The sequence below is a fragment of the Pseudoalteromonas sp. JC28 genome (assembly GCF_013319255.1).
Taxonomy (GTDB): Bacteria; Pseudomonadota; Gammaproteobacteria; order Enterobacterales; family Alteromonadaceae; genus Pseudoalteromonas.
On record NZ_QOKX01000020.1, the window covers coordinates 1 to 15,608 of the forward strand.

Sequence of the window (15,608 nt, forward strand, 5' to 3'; positions counted from 1 at the left end):
ACTCACGATACTGGCTAACGCCATATTTTTGTATGGCGCTGTAACGACCAACAAAACAGATATTAAATGGCTCAAGGAATCGGTCAAAGAAATCAAAGAGAAAATCCAGTAAAGTTGGGGACATTTTGGGGCTATCCCAGAGAAAAACATACCCCAACATATCCACTGCTAAATTCTAAAACGTAGATATGGCGGGGKATGTAGGGGTATTCACATTGCTTTTTGGGGTTCGACTCCCTCTCTCTCCGCAAATTTTTCTTTCGCGACAAAATCGTGCCAAATCACCCCCTAATTAGCCCCATATCAGAACAACATTAAAACACACTAAAATTAAAAACCCCATTAAAAACAGTGTTCTAATGGGGTTTCAATAGCGCTATTTGGTGGAGCTGGGGGGATTTGAACCCCCGTCCGGAAAGCGTCGACCTTCGGTCCTACATGTTTAGTATCGTCTTTTGGTTAACCTTTAAATCTCGGACGAACACGATAAGTAAAGGCGAGGCCGCTTAGTTTTAGCCCTTCAACCCCGGCCAGGGTTTCCGTAGCGATCTTGTGTAGGGTGACACTCCAGAACCAGATCCACAAGAATATCATGGAGGAGTGCTAGCGGGCTATTATGCCGCTAGAGCGTAGTTATCGTCGTTTGCGATTACTTTAAATACGGCTTTTTTACGAGGCCAGCCGCACCTCGACATGCACCTTAGGCTTCTTGAATCCCGTCGAATCCTAATCAGCCCCTGAATAAATTCAGTACTGTTAGTGTCTATACATCTAACTATGTCTCGCATTATACATAGGATTAATGTCATTACAATGGCTTATCATGCCATTTGCTGATGATTTAACGAAGCAGAGGCGTGTTTGATTAATTACTCACCGATTGTTGAACAAGACCGTAAGTGTTGAATATATGCGACTAAGCACTTGCAAAGAATCGTCCTTTGCCACCATATTGATAGTTCTCTAAAGTATTGAGCAGCTTTTCAGAAAATTGAATTTCTGTTTCTGAACGGCCACTCCGGCGGGCCTCTCTTAAGCTGGCTTTTTGTATGGCGATAACGTCGATTTTTTCATTCTCGGCTTGTGAAATGTCGGCAGGAGAGGGGAGTCCACTCCTCTGACTTAGACCTTGCTCAACAGCAAAATAATGTAAAGAAAGCGAAGCATGCTGCCCTAAATCCAATATTCCTTCGTCATACAGCGCTTTGGATGCTTGAGAAAGCTCTTTTTTGGTGATGTGGGTAAAGTCGAATTGCGCTTCTTTGGTATGGCTATCTGTTGCCTCTGACGCTGGCAAAACGCTTCCCTTCGCTTCATTTTCGATTGATTGCGCGCGTCGCACCTGAGCCTGATTATATAGCATTGCTTGGTGTTGAACTTTCATTTAGCAAATCCTTCTGAAATATGTATAACAACTTCAGCAAGGTTTATGCCCAAAAGTGGCTCAACAAACCTAGGATATTGGTTTGGTTTAATATTATGGGTTTAAATCTATGTACGTAGAGGGAGCAGTTGGGCATATAGCCCGTAGCAGCGACTTTACGTCGCGAATCTTTTAGGTTAGATATCTTTAATTGGCTTTACAGTTCCTATCGCGGGATAAACCCGCTGCTACGAGGCTGGCGTAGCTGTGACTTTACGTCGCAAATCTCTTAGATTAGATATCTTTAATTGGTTTTACAGTTTTAGGCCGTACACATTGATCCGCCCATGAAGCGCTTCGGCCGTCCAACTCGTAGCAGCGACTTTATGTCGCGAATCTATTTTGTCTCAAGACGGGTTTCAACCTATTAGACAGGGTATCTCCAAACAAAAAAACCAATCTATCCGTGAGAAAAAACGGATAGGTCTCAATCCCCTATGTGTGCGGGGTGTAACTTAATGTTCTCGTGAAGCGTGGTTCCCAATTCGAGGTCTCAATCCCCTATGTGTGCGGGGTGTAACAACAACACTCAGTTAACTTAACGTCCATTGCGCGGTCTCAATCCCCTATGTGTGCGGGGTGTAACGCCACGATATTTACAGCTGTTACGCAATAGTGTGTCTCAATCCCCTATGTGTGCGGGGTGTAACACTGCGTTCTTCTACTCAGGTGCGATGCCTGAGACAGTCTCAATCCCCTATGTGTGCGGGGTGTAACTTATGAGCTAACCCAAAACACCATCACCATTGCTGTCTCAATCCCCTATGTGTGCGGGGTGTAACATAACCGTTTGCATTTGACGTTTGAAGTCCATTGGTCTCAATCCCCTATGTGTGCGGGGTGTAACAGCCAGCGCCAAAGCGACTATTTTTAAAGAGCGAATCAGCGGTTTTCCGCTAGATATGGTCATTGTACTGCTATTTTTGATCTTGTGCTACTGGTTGTTAAATAAACTATAAGGTATTCATAAAGTTAACTTGCCGCTAGCTATGAGGGATTTTGATGAGAGCCTAAGGCTAGCGATAATGTACAGATCAAAAGCTATGGCATCAGCGCATTGTTGGGGGAAGGGCGTATAACTCGTAGCAGCGACTTTATGTCGCGAATCTCTTAAATTAGATATCTTAAAGTGATTTTACAGTTCCTATCGCGGGATAAACCCGCTGCTACGGGGCTGGTGTTGCTATGACTTTACGTCGCGAATCTATTAACTCGCTTGTCTCGAGACGGGTTTCAACCTATTAAACGGGGTATCTAGCTATAAAGCTTTCTAGTTTTAGGCCGTGCACATTGATTCGTCCATGAAGCGCTAACCGCTTCGGCCGTCCAAGTCGTAGCAGCGACTTTATGTCGCGAATCTCTTAAATTAGATATCTTAAAGTGGCTTTCCAATTTTAGGCCGTGCACATTGATTCGTCCATGAAGCGCTAACCGCTTCGGCCGTCCAAGGCCTCAGTTTCAACCCTAGCCAAGCTGCGAGCACTCGCTTGTCTCAAGACGGGTTTCAACCTATTAAACGGGGTATCTCCAAACAGATTTTGACGATGCTATATTCGTTGAAAAAATGTCTTAATCCCCTATTAAACGGGGTATCTCCAAACGCTCACAAGCTGGGTTTGTCTTTTAGATATAATAAGTCTTAATCCCCTATTAAACGGGGTATCTTCAAACATTTTGAAAGACGTCAAGCAGCACTTTGGTGCTGAGTCTTAATCCCCTATTAAACGGGGTATCTCCAAACAAGCTGGTATGCGAAAGAGTTTTATTCTTGAAGCCGTCTTAATCCCCTATTAAACGGGGTATCTCCAAACCCTTACAGTGTTGACGCTTTGTGTGGCGCGGCCTGCAGCGGTGGATAACACATAGTTTTACCAGAGTTATTAAAATAGTCAATAGCTACTGACATATGTGCGATTTAGCTTACGGGCTATTGCATAAAACCGATAAAGTTCAATGGCTTCAGAACGTGCGGTTTTTAGCGTTTTTGTCTGTTCCGATGAGTTTGTCATATTACGTCATGGGTACAGTGATAACATGATGTTTTTAAAGAGCAAAGTCGATTACAGTCCACAGCTTATAAAGTGAGCAAGTTTTATGTGGTCGAATTTTGTGGATAACCGCAAGTGTAGTGCATTAGAAGGTAAAAAGTGTGTAAACCTTTTATTCTTTTTGGTTATGTTGATTGGTTTTTAATAACTCAAATATAGCTCATTGTGTATGCTTTTAGACTAACTAAATACTTGTGCACAGTATAAAATAGGAACTTGTATACAATCTTGCTAACTTTATGAAGTTTCAATGCTTATTTTTATGTCAGTAAGTGATTCCATCATGCGCAGCAAGCAAGGTTTTTGACACCAGTTTTTTCACTTTGATGGAATTGCCATTCGTATTATTGGCAAAAGTAATAGCTGGTGGCGTAGTAAATCGTGCCTAGACCATCGCACTGCCTACCGCCTAGATCTTTGCCGCATAAGGGAATAAACAATACTTTGTCTGTGGTTTCCAGCACAGTATTGGTGAAATCAGTTAGCGCTTTGAGTTGTGTGGGCTTAAGCTGTACTTCAAACACGCTGTATTGTACGCGTTCGCCGTATTCCCCTAAGCGATTCACGAGTCGTCGCCTAGCTTTGTCGTCACTAATGTCAAAACATACTAAATAATTCATTAGCATACGCAGGTAAAGTTATTACTATCGTCTAAAAAGGCCGAACCTAGACGGCGCGTATTTTTACGACACCAGCAACATAGTGGGTAGTAATGCACTCGGTCTTCGTCTTGAGCAATATGTTGTTTGATCTGTGCTCTTAAGTTAGCAAGTTGCCACTGGTTGAGTACAATATCGTACACACTAAGTTGAATGCGGCAGCCGTATTGCGCTAGCACTTTATCTACTTGATAGCGACGTTTATTATTAGCGATGTCGTAGCAGACTATATAATGATGCTTCATTGTTTTAACCTAAAGGGTAAAAATGGCGTATTGGCGTCAAGCAAACTTTGCTTATATTGGGTTAACTGTAAGTCCATACATCGGCGTAAGTCGGTGGTTACACCAAGAGCGGGGTACTCAAACTCGGTTTGCATTTGTTTTTCTATACTGTGTATAAACAGGTTTTTTGCTTTAGCGCCAATTAAACAGGCTTTGTTTCGTATTTCGAAGTCGTCTATGCATAAAGCTCTGCTCATTAATAAATTTGTTGCGACAAGGTCGGCAATAAAGCGAAATGGTTCCATCATATCAAGTGCTAACGCTGGAATTTGCCGGTTTTGGTGGAGATGCCCGAGCTGAATGTGTAGTTTACGTGCTTGGCAAAACGCAAGTACTTGATTAAAAATAATGCTATAGCCTAATGAGAGCAGAGCATTGAACGGATCTTTTGGAGGCCTGCGGTTTCGGCTGTTAAAAGCAAATTGCGTGGGCAACAAGCTTTTTAGCAATAAAAAATGTACTTTGGCACATTGCCCTTCAATACCAAGTAGCGACTGCAAGTGCGTGCAGTGGGAAATATGCTTAGTTTGTTGAATTAACTGCCTGAGTACTTTGGTTAACGTGCATTGCTGGTAAGGGTTGCGGAGTCTGAGTTTGCGCCTGATGATATGAATAAGGTTATGTACTTTTGCGGTGACCAATGTTTTAGCATAGTTGAGTGAGGAGGACTGTGCGTTAAACTGAGCTGAGATGATGCTGTGCTCTATTGCAGGATAAGCTCCAATTACACCAATAAAATGGCCGCTTTGTGACATCATCAATAGTGGCACATGTTGACTAATGCAATGAATATTAACAGCTCGGGTCGTATGAATTGCACCAAAAGTCATGATAGCATCAACGTGGTTAATAGGCAGACTATCAATACGTTCACCACTGTGTTTTATTTCAAACTTACCAGCTACCTTGTGGATGACCGCCCCTTGCTTTGCAACATAAAGGATCTGGCAATGATTGCTCAAGCTCATGTGTTGTGATGCTAACTCAGTTTGTGCGGCTTCAGGCTGGCAATCTAAAATTGCTTTTTGTAGCTCGCTTTGCGAGTCGTGATTTTCAGGTTCTTCAAACTCTACTGCACTTGGTGACTGTTGAGTGGGGGAGCTTGGTGAGTCCCACTGCCATTGGCTCAATATGGGTTGACCAGTGCCACTTTTCAGTACTTGGGTTAAGCCCCCAATAAAGTAATGGCCTAAAAATACAAACCCGGAGTCAAAGTCTGTAATTCTGGTTTTTTCTAAATTAAAATTTAGCGCTAATTCTTCAAGGTGTTGTTGGGTGAGCGACCAAGCATGCGCAACTTCATTGGCAGTTTGGGTTAGTACTATAAAGTCGTCTGCAAAACGCACGACCTTAAATTCGGCTTCTAGCAGCGCTTCATCTAGGCTGTCTAAATACATATTTGCAAGAACCGGGGAGAGCGGCGAACCTTGAGGAACGCCAAGGCCCATCGCTGCGCCATACACACACTGCTTTTGATGTTGCTGCATTTGTATCAAAGAGTTTTCAATTAAAGCGATAAGCGCATTGCATTCAATATAGTGGCGTAATTCACGGAGTAAAAAGGGCTGCGGAATATGATCAAAATATCCTTTAATATCGGCATCTAGCACGCAGGTATAACCGGCATCCCGATACTTCTCGACCTGCGCAACGGCTTGCAGATAGCTACGCTCCGGACGATAACCATAGCTGCAACGTTCAAAGTGCGGCTCAAAAAATGGCGTCAAGGCTTGGCTTAACACTGTTTGTACAATGCGATCACGCACCGTTGGAATGGCCAACCTTCTAAAGCTTCCTTTATTTTTTGGGATCTCTACCACTTTGCAAGGCTGACACCGATAGCTGCCTTGTTGTATCTCCCAAATCAATTTTTGCAGTTTGGCTTTTACATTTTTAGCGAACGTTTGAACACTGATCCCATCAATACCCGGTGCACCGTTGTTTTCACTAACTTTTAAATATGCATGATAAAAATGTTTATAGGTGAGTAGCGAGGCGAGGTTCATAAAGCACTCCTTATGGCTTGCTCAATTACCTTAAGCTAGTTTTTAAGTGGTAATTTTTTCACAAACTTGTGATGTTTATTCATGGTGGGTTTATTTTTTATACTTTTTGGTGTTTATTATAACTACATGTAACGCAGTATGTTTGGTTTAATTATTAATAATATAGGAAGGAGTCTATGACTTATTGCTATCTCTTTGAGGCAAAATCTATCCAAAGCTACTTGTTTAAAACAGGTAAGCTCAAGGACGTGATTGCAGCCAGTGAACGTTTAGATGTGTTGGTTGATGATAACAACAGTGTATTAATTGAAGTGCTTGAGCAGTTGGGTTATTCCCATAACTTAGCTGATAAAGAAGCGCGAGGGGAGATAAAGTTCTTACGTTGTAAGGGCGCCGCATTTTTTGCGTACAGTAATGACAAAGCACCGCTGCAGGCATTGCGAAATATTTGGACGTTAACCGTACTGCAGCTTTTCCCTGGTTTAGAATTTTGTGATGCATTGGTATATGGAGAAGATGGCCCTGACAAAGAAACGAATGAACCGTCTAAAGCGCTGCAAAATGCCATTAAGTTGGGGCAGCAGCGGTTAGCCGCTGATCGCAATCAAGCGAAAGTAAACTTACCGCTGGCTCCTGCGATTGCAGAGGTAAGCCAGCGTACAGGTAACGCTCAAGTACCAACAAGCAAACTTGCCCGCTTTGCACCAAAAGAAGAGGTAGAGTTTGAACGGCTCGATCTTGACACTGACTTGCATCGTCAAGCTTATGAGTTAATGAACTTAAAGCACCAAGGTGCTTTACAAGGTAAGTACTCGCCAAATGAACAGAAATATACCTACCCAATAGACCTCGAAAATGATTTTGACTTTAGTACCGAACAAAATGCACACAGTGGCAAACAAAACGATGAGCGAAAAGACATCGCACTGGTGCATATCGACGGTAACGGGCTAGGTATTATTTTACGCAAGCTTAACAAAGCATTGAAAGACGCTGACGAATCGGTGTACGCCAATGCTTATCGAACTTTTTCAGAGGGGCTTGCGGCTGCAACGCAAAAAGCGGCTCAGGCTGCAACTCAACTAGTGGCGGACTACGGGCAGACGAATAACAGGCTTGCTATGCGCCCGCTAGTGTTAGGTGGCGATGATGTTACTTTGTTGATCCGAGCCGATTTGGCACTCCCTTGGAGTGAAAAATTCTGTGAGGTTTTTAAGCAAACTTCAAAAGAGGCGTTAGCAAGTACTGTAAAAGTCATCAAACAGTACGGCGATGCTGAAGTAACAAAAGATATTAAAGATTATCTGTCTGCCAGCGGTGGGGTGTTATTTCAAAAAGCAGGTCACCCATTTACAAACAGTCACCATTTGGTTGAAGGGCTGTGCGAGAAAGCGAAACGGCTAACTAAGCAAATTGATAATAATGTTGGCCCTGCTGCGTTGTCATTTTTACGTTTATCTAATACTGCGACTCAGCATGTTGAACAGGTCATAAAACAAAATGTGACGGTTACTCTTGAAGAGTTAGAGAAGCTAACCACCGCATTGCCGGCATATTTAGTTGAGCCTCATTCGCACTATCCATGCCTGGCGGATTTATATCATTTGTTTGATGTGTGCACACAGCCGTCAACACCGATGACAATGAGTAAATGGCGGCAACTATTAACCCATTTATCTTTGGGAGATATGGCCGAGGCAACGCGCATATATGCACGAGCGCTAACGTTGGCGAAGGGCAAAAAGTCGGAGCTTGAGGATGCTTTTAATCAACTCAGTAAATCTCAAAACGACACGACGTGGTATTGGCAGCAAGATGGTGAATGGTTTTCACCACTCAGTGACTTAATGGTACTCGAACGTTTTTATTTTAAACCTGTTGATGCAGTGGAGGCACAATGAGTCAATTCATTATAACATTGGACATTCAAAGCTATTGGCATATCGGCAGTGGTGAAGAAGGTGGCAGTTATGCCGACGCGTTAGTACTAAAAAATGCTGCGGGTTTACCTTACGTACCAGGTAAAAGCCTAAAAGGCCTATACAGAGACGGTTTTGAAAAAGCCGTAGCTGCAGATTGGTTTGCTAGCAAATTATTAGACTTGTTGTTCGGATCCGAAGGAACAGCAGGTATCCAGCAACAAGGCGTAATACAATTTAGCAGTGCGACACTGTCTCCAGCCGAGACAAATTACTTTACGAGTGAGTCAGGAAAAAGCGCTAAAAAGTCACTATTTAGGGTGATCCAATCAACGAAAATTGGTGATAAGGGGGTTGCGGAAGAGGGAAGCTTTAGGGCTGTTGAAGTTGCCGTTCCAATGCAGCTAAATGCGTGTGTGAGTTTAAATACCAGTCACCCCAATTACCAACAAGTGCTTACCCTGTTTGGGGATAACGTGACACAAGCACTTGATAGGGTAAGTCGGCTTATTTTTTCGCTCGGTGCCAAGCGACAGCGAGGTTATGGAGAGGTTAATATCAACGTAACATCCACAGAGGAGGTGGCATAATGCGGTTATATTATCAAATTACAACTCAAGACCCTGTGATCATTAGCCAATCTAACGCAACAACGAATAACCACAATACCTGTGACTTTATTCCTGGCAGTGCCATTTTAGGGGCGTTAGCCGCGAAGTTATACCCAGAGCTTGCAGAAGACCAAAGTAAAAGTTGGAATATATTTCACACCGGCACAGTACAATTTGGTCCTTGTTACCCGTTAGTTGGGCGAGAAATCGCATTACCAATTCCAGCATCATGGCATATTGAAAAAGGCAAACTGGCATTTGAAAATGCAAAGCTAAATGAGCAAACCATTAATATACCGAGTGTGTTTTATGATCGCGGTGAAACTCAATATAAGCAATTACGCGGCGGTTTTATCACCAGTAAGGGGGTAGAAGCGCAAGTAAAAATGGGTCAAGTGACAAAAACGGCGATTAACAATAAGCTCGGTATTGTTGAGCAGGGCCAGTTATATAGCTATAGCTATATTGAGCAAGCGCAAACATTTGTTGGATGGATTGAAGCGCCCGAATCATACAAGTCGCTCATTGAGAATGCACTGCGCCAAGTAACCCGGATCGGCCGTGCCAAAAACACCGAGTTTGGTCGGGTGGCTGTTACACCTATTACAGGGAAATTCGAACCACCACAATCGCTGCAGTCGCAGCTGGTACTTTGGTGTGCCGCAGACTGCGAGTTTTTAGACGAGTTTGGGAATAGTAGCCTATCACCGAGCGGCAAAATGATAGACTCAGAACTAGACGAGGTAACGCTTAATAAAGACCAAAGCTATATTCGTAGCCATACTATCGCGAGATTTAACCAAAAGCGCCAAAGCTTCGACAGTCAAACACAAGTGATCAGCAAAGGAAGTGTGTTGGTGTTTGATTTAAATGGCCAAACTCTAAGCCAAACAATACTGAATAAAATTGCTGCTGATGGAATTGGGATTAATAAGCAATTTGGACAAGGCTGGGTGATGGTCAACCCCAATTGGTATGATGCGGAGCAGCTTACTCCAAGTCAATTATATTCCCCGCTAGATGTTGAGCCGCAAAAGTTAGCAGCGGACTGCGGTGAGGGAGAGTCCACATTACTTGCGTGGATAAATGAGCATCAAGCTGCTGAGCAATCAAAGACGAGTGCAAAACAGGACGCTCTTAAGCTACTAAGAAAAGTTGAAAAGGCCTACGATAGTGCCCGAGGCTTTAATAACATAGGTAAACATCTGCAAGCTGGCCCTTCATCAAACCAATGGAGCAGAATATACGAGCTGGTAAAAGCTGATGTTGAGAATTGGAACGCGCTGGCATTTAAAGGTGAACACTGTATTTGTAAGGCCAAAAACGACGAATTTGGTTGGGGGATAGAGTGGCAAGGCCAGACCGGCTATACCAACTTTGCAGCCGCTATGGATGCAGCGTTAACTAACGAGTCAACGGCAGTAATGAGACTATTCTTAGAGCAGCTTTGTCGGTATGACCCATCAACCTACAACGGCTTAAAAAGCTTTAAAGCTTATCTCAGTACCCAACCGCAAGGAGGCAACTAATGACAGTGTTAAAATTAGCTCGCATCGTGATAGAAACACAAACCCCGATGGCAATTAATTCTGGTTTGCGAGAGGTTGGCTTTGACTCTCAGTTAGCCCGTGATGCTAATGGCCTTCCATACATTCCAGGTACCAGTATTGCAGGAGTGTGGTTAAATCAAGCAAGTAAGCCCAATCCAACACAACAAAAAATAGACACTGAAAAGTGGTTTGGCTCAACACTGCAACGGTCATTGCTGAAAATCTCTAACGGTGTGTTAGTCGACAGCGAAGGCAAGCCGGTAAAGGGATTGGTTTTGCCATCAAAAATAGAGAATGACGCACTACTTAGTCGGCTTTCTCAAGCGCGCCCACATCATCGTGAACGAGTGGCTATAAATGATAGAGGGGTTGCGGCAGACAAAGCAAAGTTTGACCAAATTTTGCTACCAAAAGGGATCCGTTTTTGTGTGGATATTAGCTTTGAGAGTGAACAGCTAGATACAGATGAGTGGCAACGGCTTTTATCTCTGTGGCATAGCCGCTTATTTGCGCTTGGGGCTGATACACGCAATGGGCTTGGTCAAATCAAAGTGATAGGTGTGCAAGAAGCACATATTGATCTTAGTGACCTAACCGAAACCCACCCTGCGGATAAAATTAGTGAGTTTTTTGCAAACCCACTACCGACCAGTCATACACTGAGCCAACAAGAAAGCCCATTAATCGAGTTACAACTGAAGGTTGATGGATATTGGCGCTTTGGCCGCGGTACGCAGCTGTTAAACACAAATGGTCTCGATGCAGACATGATCAGCTACAGTGAACCCAGCGTAAGTTGGCAAGATGGCATACCAAGCTGGCAAGATCCAAAGCCTGTGCTTTGTGGCAGCGCTATAAAAGGTATTTTGGCACATCGTAGTGCATTTCATTACAACCGTATTACAGAGCGCTTTGCCGAAACACTCGCGGATAAAACGAACCAAGAATGGGAAACAAGGCCAGACGCATTAGCGGAATTGTTCGGCAAAATTGATGATGATCATCAGGCGTCGAAAGCTGGCCGGTTGATGATCGAAGACAGCCCAATAGTGTATAAGCCGGAGCAGGTGACTGTGCGCTATCACAACAGTATTGACCGTTTTACAGGCGGCGTGCGCAGGGGAGCGTTATACAGTGAAGAACTACTTTACGAGCCAGCAATTAGTGTGCGTATTTGGTTATTACCTGGTGAACCGATTGACCAAAATCTGGTACAAGCACTAGAGGCGACAATGGACGACTTGACGAATGGCCTATTGCCGCTTGGGGCTGGCGCAGGGCGTGGAACGAGTCTTATCAAACCAACTGATCCAATCGGCAAAGGAGCGTTAGCCCATTTAAGTTCGGAGGCAATCCAATGAGTATTGATACCTATAACAAGCTGAAAGAAAATGCCCAAACAACAATTAAGCAGCCGCTACCAACACTTACTGCAGCTAAATTACAACATGAATACAGTACAAAAAGTGTCGATGCCGTAATTGAGACTGTTAACTCAATGGATGCGACGTTTGGGTGGGCGATGTATCGCGATGAAATTATTAAAGATACAGCGCTGACAAGTCGCAACGATCTCATAGAAGGTGAGTGGTCGAACGGGACAAAAACAATCAAAGTGAAACTGTTAGGTGAAAACCAGTACCAATTTGTTTGTATGGAAGTCGTGGACGAAAAAACGCAACATCAAGTGTACAAAAAACAAACTTTGATTACTCGATATGGGCCTGCCACTTACTTCATTTGGTATCAACTCATTGATGAACGCTGGCAGCCAGTTGTGCAGCAATTTATTGGTTTTAGCAAGGAGGAAGACTAATGAGCCAAGTACATGCACCATACCATTTTGTACCATTATCAAAATGGGTTTATATGCCTGAGTGGGCGCACTTAGTCAGTCACGATGTTCCTTTTCAAGATGGCCTGAGCGGCAGTATTGAATATACGTTAACCAACAAAACGCCAATGTGTGTTGGTAGTGAGCATAAGAAGCAAGAAAACCAACCAACAAAGGTAGTCTGGCAGAAAACACCATGTGGGAAATTTATCATTCCTAGTACATCATTAAAAGGTACGATCAGAAACGTCCTAGAAATATCAAGTTTTGGTAAATTTACGTCAATAGATGATCAGCGTCTTTCCTATCGCACAGTATCTTCTGGTAGTGAATATTTAAAATATGTTTCTAAAGAAGCGAGAGTAGAGGCTGGCTGGGTTAAATATTGCGACAAGTCATCAACTTGGAAGTTGAGTCTATGCAAGTTTGCCAAAGTGAAGCACACAGATCTCAAGTCTCAATGTCAGGTAAACATTCGAAATGAAATGTCAGCGGTTGAAAAATACCAAGTGCTCCCAATTACCACGGAGATTGAGTTTGACACGAAGACACTAAAACGTGGGCAGGACGGCACTGAAAAAATTAAACATGTTGGCCAAGGAGGGACTAAGGGAAACATCGTATTTTGCAACAATAGAGTTGTCGATGAAAGCAAAGGTAAGGCAGAGTATTATGAATTTAGCTATTGCTTTTATGGTAAATCAAAAGAGGTCGCATCAGGCTCAGGTTTAGACGCCCTAGTTCAAGACTGTTTGAATAGCCATAATGAAGCGCAGGTGCAGTTTTTGAAAATGAACCCTCACCCTGAAAAGGGGCTACCGGTCTTTGTTTTGATAGATAAAAATACCAAGAATATAAAAACACTGGGGCTGGCAAAACTGCCGAGGATGATGTACAAGCACAGTTTTTCAGAGCTAGTGGGTCGTAAACAGAAAGATGCAAGTAAAGCCCTAATTTTTGATATGGCGGAATGTATTTTTGGAACGCTCAGAGAGGGTGGGCTGAGTCTAAAAAGCCGGGTGAGTTTTACAGACGCAGTCTGCCAAAATAAATACGATGCACCTTTTAAAAAAGTTATTTTGGGGTCGCCTAAACCGAGCTTTTTGGCGACTTATCTAGAACAGCCTACTAAAGATCATTATGTTGATTACAACAGTAACAATGCTGAGCTATCGGGTTGGAAAAGATATAAATCTTTAACCAAATTTGAAAGCAACTATAATCATCAAAGGCACGAGAATAACAGTGTTGTGAGTGATGTTGAGCTATTACCATCAGAAGCACAGTTCTATGGTCGGGTGATATTTCACAACTTGAAGCCGGAAGAACTGGGTGCTTTATTGTGGGCATTAACCTATGGAGAAAATCCACAATGTTTGCACCAAATAGGTCATGGAAAAAGTTTAGGTGCTGGAGCTTGCGGAATTAAGGTGACTGAACTGAATTGTAATGGTAAAGCCTGCACGGCAACAGAGTTCATAGCTCGCTATATGCAGCTGATGGAGCGTGCTTACCCCAGCGATAACAGTTCGTGGAGTGATAGCCCCCAATTAACTCACCTTATCGCACTTGCAGATCCAGCAACACATGAAAGTACCAACAATAATTACATCGACTTCGATTCTGGTGATTACACTAAGATACAAAATGACAAACTTGCTATGCCTAAAGTAGAAGTTGCAGGGCAGGCACTTGAGCGAAAAGAACCTGAAGAAGTTAAGGCGACAACATCGCCAAGTTTTGCTAAAGGGCGACTAGCACAGTTAATAACCGATGAAGTTAAAAGTACTCCTTGGTTTAAGATGCATTATTCAGAAATTGAAGCCCATGAAGAAGCGGTGCAAGCGCAACAAGAGCAAGCTAAGTTAGATGCAATGCCAGATGACGTAAGAGAAATTGTAGAGCTTAAGTTACTATTTGAGCGCACAGAGGTACAAGCACGAAAAAACTTACATAAAGAAGTAGTCGTTTTGTGTGACAAGGCGCTAGACAAGCAAATTTCTCGAGAAGCTTTACTTGCGCTTATTGAGTTGATTGATGATGAGATTGTTGATTTTCAAAATGTAGGCAAGAAGAGAATAAAGGATAGAAAACGCTTAATTAACAGTGTTAAAGGTTTAATTTAGTATGAGCCACTCTATCTTCACCTTAGCCCAGCACTTTCCCGTGCTGCGGCTTAGGTTTACTTTACAGCTTCAAGCGCAAACGACGTTGCCTGACTTTAAGGGGTCGATGTTTCATGGTTGGTTTGGACAGGCGATAAAACAGCATGATGAAAAACTGTTTTATATCTTGTGTGCAGAACACGATGTAGGTCAACCCAAACCTTATGCAATCAAATTGACGGATGAGCATAAACAGCAATGGCAAAAAGGAGAATTGCTGAGCTTTGATTTGGTGTTATTTGCTGAAGCTGTGCACTTGGCGCAGCGGGTAATTGACGCACTTAATGAAGGCGCTCGGCTTGGAGTTGGGGAATATACAACACAAGGGCGCAGCCCTGTTAAGCTGCTTTCGGTCGCGAGCGTGCTACCGAATGGTATTTTACCTGGGGTAGTGACATCCATGTTACGAGACTGGATAAGCCCAGAGGTAACGGATGCTCCATGTGAACTTGCGTTGCATTTAAAAAGCCCGTTACGATTAAAGTATAAGGGAAATATCTCGGCGAGTTTTTTACCCGATCTGTATGAGCTAAATCGCCAAACTTGTAGACGGCTCACGCAACTCACCAAGTTTTGGTTGGCTGACGACCCAACGCTTCTAAAAGAAATCCACATGTCTCAACCTAGATTAGGTGAATACCAATTGGAGCATCATTGCTACTTTGAAAACTGGCAGCGCTTTTCTCTTAAACAGCGTACCAAACAGCCGTTCGGTGGATTAAAAGGATTGATCAGCTTTTACGGCGATATTGCCCCAGCCAAGCCTTGGCTACAAATCGGCCAAGTACTTAGTATTGGCGGCAAAACCACTTTTGGTCTAGGTCACTACGAGCTTATCGGCTAGGTGAGTTTAGTCACATCGTAAGCGTCGCCTGAACCACACCTAGCTACTGAATACGCTCAGCCTATAAAGTACAGCTCTGATCTCAATTCGGAGCTGACCATGCCTAAACACAAAACCGCAGAGCAATGGCTGAAACTTATCGAACAACAGGAACTCAGTGGTTTGTCTGTCACTGACTTCTGCACGCAGCACAACCTTAGTACCAAGTCTTTTTATAATCGCCGAAGTAAACTTCGCACTAAAAAACCACCTGAGTCATCTTTTA

General features: G+C 43.3%; 11 protein-coding genes, 1 other RNA gene and 2 CRISPR repeat arrays. Of the genes, 7 read left to right on the forward strand and 5 right to left on the reverse strand.

The window, feature by feature from the left end:
• Positions 1-381: 381 nt before the first annotated feature.
• The 5 genes from ssrA to cas1 all read right to left on the reverse strand — a co-directional run bounded on the left by ssrA (position 382) and on the right by cas1 (position 6,420).
• Positions 382-738, reverse strand: a transfer-messenger RNA (tmRNA) gene (gene ssrA / locus DS891_RS24075).
• 178 nt (positions 739-916) lie between these two features.
• Positions 917-1,384, reverse strand: coding sequence for a hypothetical protein (locus DS891_RS24080; RefSeq protein ID WP_174171149.1), 468 nt, complete (start codon positions 1,382-1,384; stop codon positions 917-919).
• A gap of 462 nt (positions 1,385-1,846) precedes the next feature.
• Positions 1,847-2,270: direct repeats of the CRISPR family, unit length 31 nt; unit sequence GTCTCAATCCCCTATGTGTGCGGGGTGTAAC.
• Between the two features lie 651 nt (positions 2,271-2,921).
• A CRISPR array of direct repeats spans positions 2,922-3,234; the repeat unit is 35 nt; unit sequence GTCTTAATCCCCTATTAAACGGGGTATCTCCAAAC.
• Positions 3,235-3,815: 581 nt separating this feature from the next.
• Positions 3,816-4,097 carry a CRISPR-associated endonuclease Cas2 gene (cas2, locus tag DS891_RS24085; RefSeq protein ID WP_174171150.1) on the reverse strand — a complete coding sequence of 94 codons (282 nt, stop codon included), beginning with the start codon at positions 4,095-4,097 and terminating at the stop codon, positions 3,816-3,818.
• Positions 4,091-4,375, reverse strand: coding sequence for a CRISPR-associated endonuclease Cas2 (gene cas2 / locus DS891_RS24090; RefSeq protein ID WP_174171151.1), 285 nt, complete (start codon positions 4,373-4,375; stop codon positions 4,091-4,093). The genes cas2 (DS891_RS24085) and cas2 (DS891_RS24090) overlap by 7 nt, the downstream gene beginning before the upstream one ends.
• A complete protein-coding gene (cas1, locus tag DS891_RS24095) occupies positions 4,372-6,420 on the reverse strand; it encodes a CRISPR-associated endonuclease Cas1 (RefSeq protein WP_174171152.1) in 2,049 nt (682 codons plus the stop codon). The genes cas2 (DS891_RS24090) and cas1 overlap by 4 nt, the downstream gene beginning before the upstream one ends.
• A gap of 176 nt (positions 6,421-6,596) precedes the next feature.
• On the opposite strand from cas1, the gene DS891_RS24100 reads away from it, so the two are divergent.
• From DS891_RS24100 to cas6, 7 genes are read left to right on the forward strand one after another with little or no spacing between them, the layout of a single operon-like run.
• The gene (locus DS891_RS24100) at positions 6,597-8,321 is read left to right on the forward strand and encodes a hypothetical protein (RefSeq protein ID WP_174171153.1); all 1,725 of its coding nucleotides are present in this window, start codon (positions 6,597-6,599) and stop codon (positions 8,319-8,321) included.
• Positions 8,318-8,929: an RAMP superfamily CRISPR-associated protein gene (locus DS891_RS24105; RefSeq protein ID WP_174171154.1), complete on the forward strand. Its 612-nt coding sequence runs from the start codon at positions 8,318-8,320 to the stop codon at positions 8,927-8,929. The genes DS891_RS24100 and DS891_RS24105 overlap by 4 nt, the downstream gene beginning before the upstream one ends.
• Positions 8,929-10,479, forward strand: a complete 1,551-nt coding sequence (locus DS891_RS24110; protein WP_174171155.1) for an RAMP superfamily CRISPR-associated protein — start codon at positions 8,929-8,931, stop codon at positions 10,477-10,479. The genes DS891_RS24105 and DS891_RS24110 overlap by 1 nt, the downstream gene beginning before the upstream one ends.
• Positions 10,479-11,861: an RAMP superfamily CRISPR-associated protein gene (locus DS891_RS24115; protein ID WP_174171156.1), complete on the forward strand. Its 1,383-nt coding sequence runs from the start codon at positions 10,479-10,481 to the stop codon at positions 11,859-11,861. Before DS891_RS24110 ends, DS891_RS24115 begins: the two co-directional genes overlap by 1 nt.
• The gene (locus tag DS891_RS24120) at positions 11,858-12,316 is read left to right on the forward strand and encodes a hypothetical protein (protein ID WP_174171157.1); all 459 of its coding nucleotides are present in this window, start codon (positions 11,858-11,860) and stop codon (positions 12,314-12,316) included. Before DS891_RS24115 ends, DS891_RS24120 begins: the two co-directional genes overlap by 4 nt.
• The gene (locus tag DS891_RS24125) at positions 12,316-14,460 is read left to right on the forward strand and encodes a TIGR03986 family CRISPR-associated RAMP protein (protein WP_174171158.1); all 2,145 of its coding nucleotides are present in this window, start codon (positions 12,316-12,318) and stop codon (positions 14,458-14,460) included. Before DS891_RS24120 ends, DS891_RS24125 begins: the two co-directional genes overlap by 1 nt.
• 1 nt (position 14,461) lies before the next feature.
• Positions 14,462-15,343, forward strand: a complete 882-nt coding sequence (gene cas6 / locus DS891_RS24130; protein ID WP_174171159.1) for a CRISPR system precrRNA processing endoribonuclease RAMP protein Cas6 — start codon at positions 14,462-14,464, stop codon at positions 15,341-15,343.
• The last annotated feature ends 265 nt before the right edge of the window (positions 15,344-15,608 follow it).

Excerpts from the sequence above, each read along its gene's own strand:
- DS891_RS24105 (WP_174171154.1), top strand. The coding sequence starts at position 8,318 with ATGAGTCAATTCATTATAACATTGGACATTCAAAGCTATTGGCATATC.
- cas1 (WP_174171152.1), bottom strand. The coding sequence starts at position 6,420 with ATGAACCTCGCCTCGCTACTCACCTATAAACATTTTTATCATGCATAT.
- cas6 (WP_174171159.1), top strand. The coding sequence starts at position 14,462 with ATGAGCCACTCTATCTTCACCTTAGCCCAGCACTTTCCCGTGCTGCGG.
- DS891_RS24115 (WP_174171156.1), top strand. The coding sequence starts at position 10,479 with ATGACAGTGTTAAAATTAGCTCGCATCGTGATAGAAACACAAACCCCG.
- DS891_RS24125 (WP_174171158.1), top strand. The coding sequence starts at position 12,316 with ATGAGCCAAGTACATGCACCATACCATTTTGTACCATTATCAAAATGG.
- cas2 (WP_174171150.1), bottom strand. The coding sequence starts at position 4,097 with ATGCTAATGAATTATTTAGTATGTTTTGACATTAGTGACGACAAAGCT.
- DS891_RS24110 (WP_174171155.1), top strand. The coding sequence starts at position 8,929 with ATGCGGTTATATTATCAAATTACAACTCAAGACCCTGTGATCATTAGC.
- DS891_RS24080 (WP_174171149.1), bottom strand. The coding sequence starts at position 1,384 with ATGAAAGTTCAACACCAAGCAATGCTATATAATCAGGCTCAGGTGCGA.
- DS891_RS24100 (WP_174171153.1), top strand. The coding sequence starts at position 6,597 with ATGACTTATTGCTATCTCTTTGAGGCAAAATCTATCCAAAGCTACTTG.
- cas2 (WP_174171151.1), bottom strand. The coding sequence starts at position 4,375 with ATGAAGCATCATTATATAGTCTGCTACGACATCGCTAATAATAAACGT.
- DS891_RS24120 (WP_174171157.1), top strand. The coding sequence starts at position 11,858 with ATGAGTATTGATACCTATAACAAGCTGAAAGAAAATGCCCAAACAACA.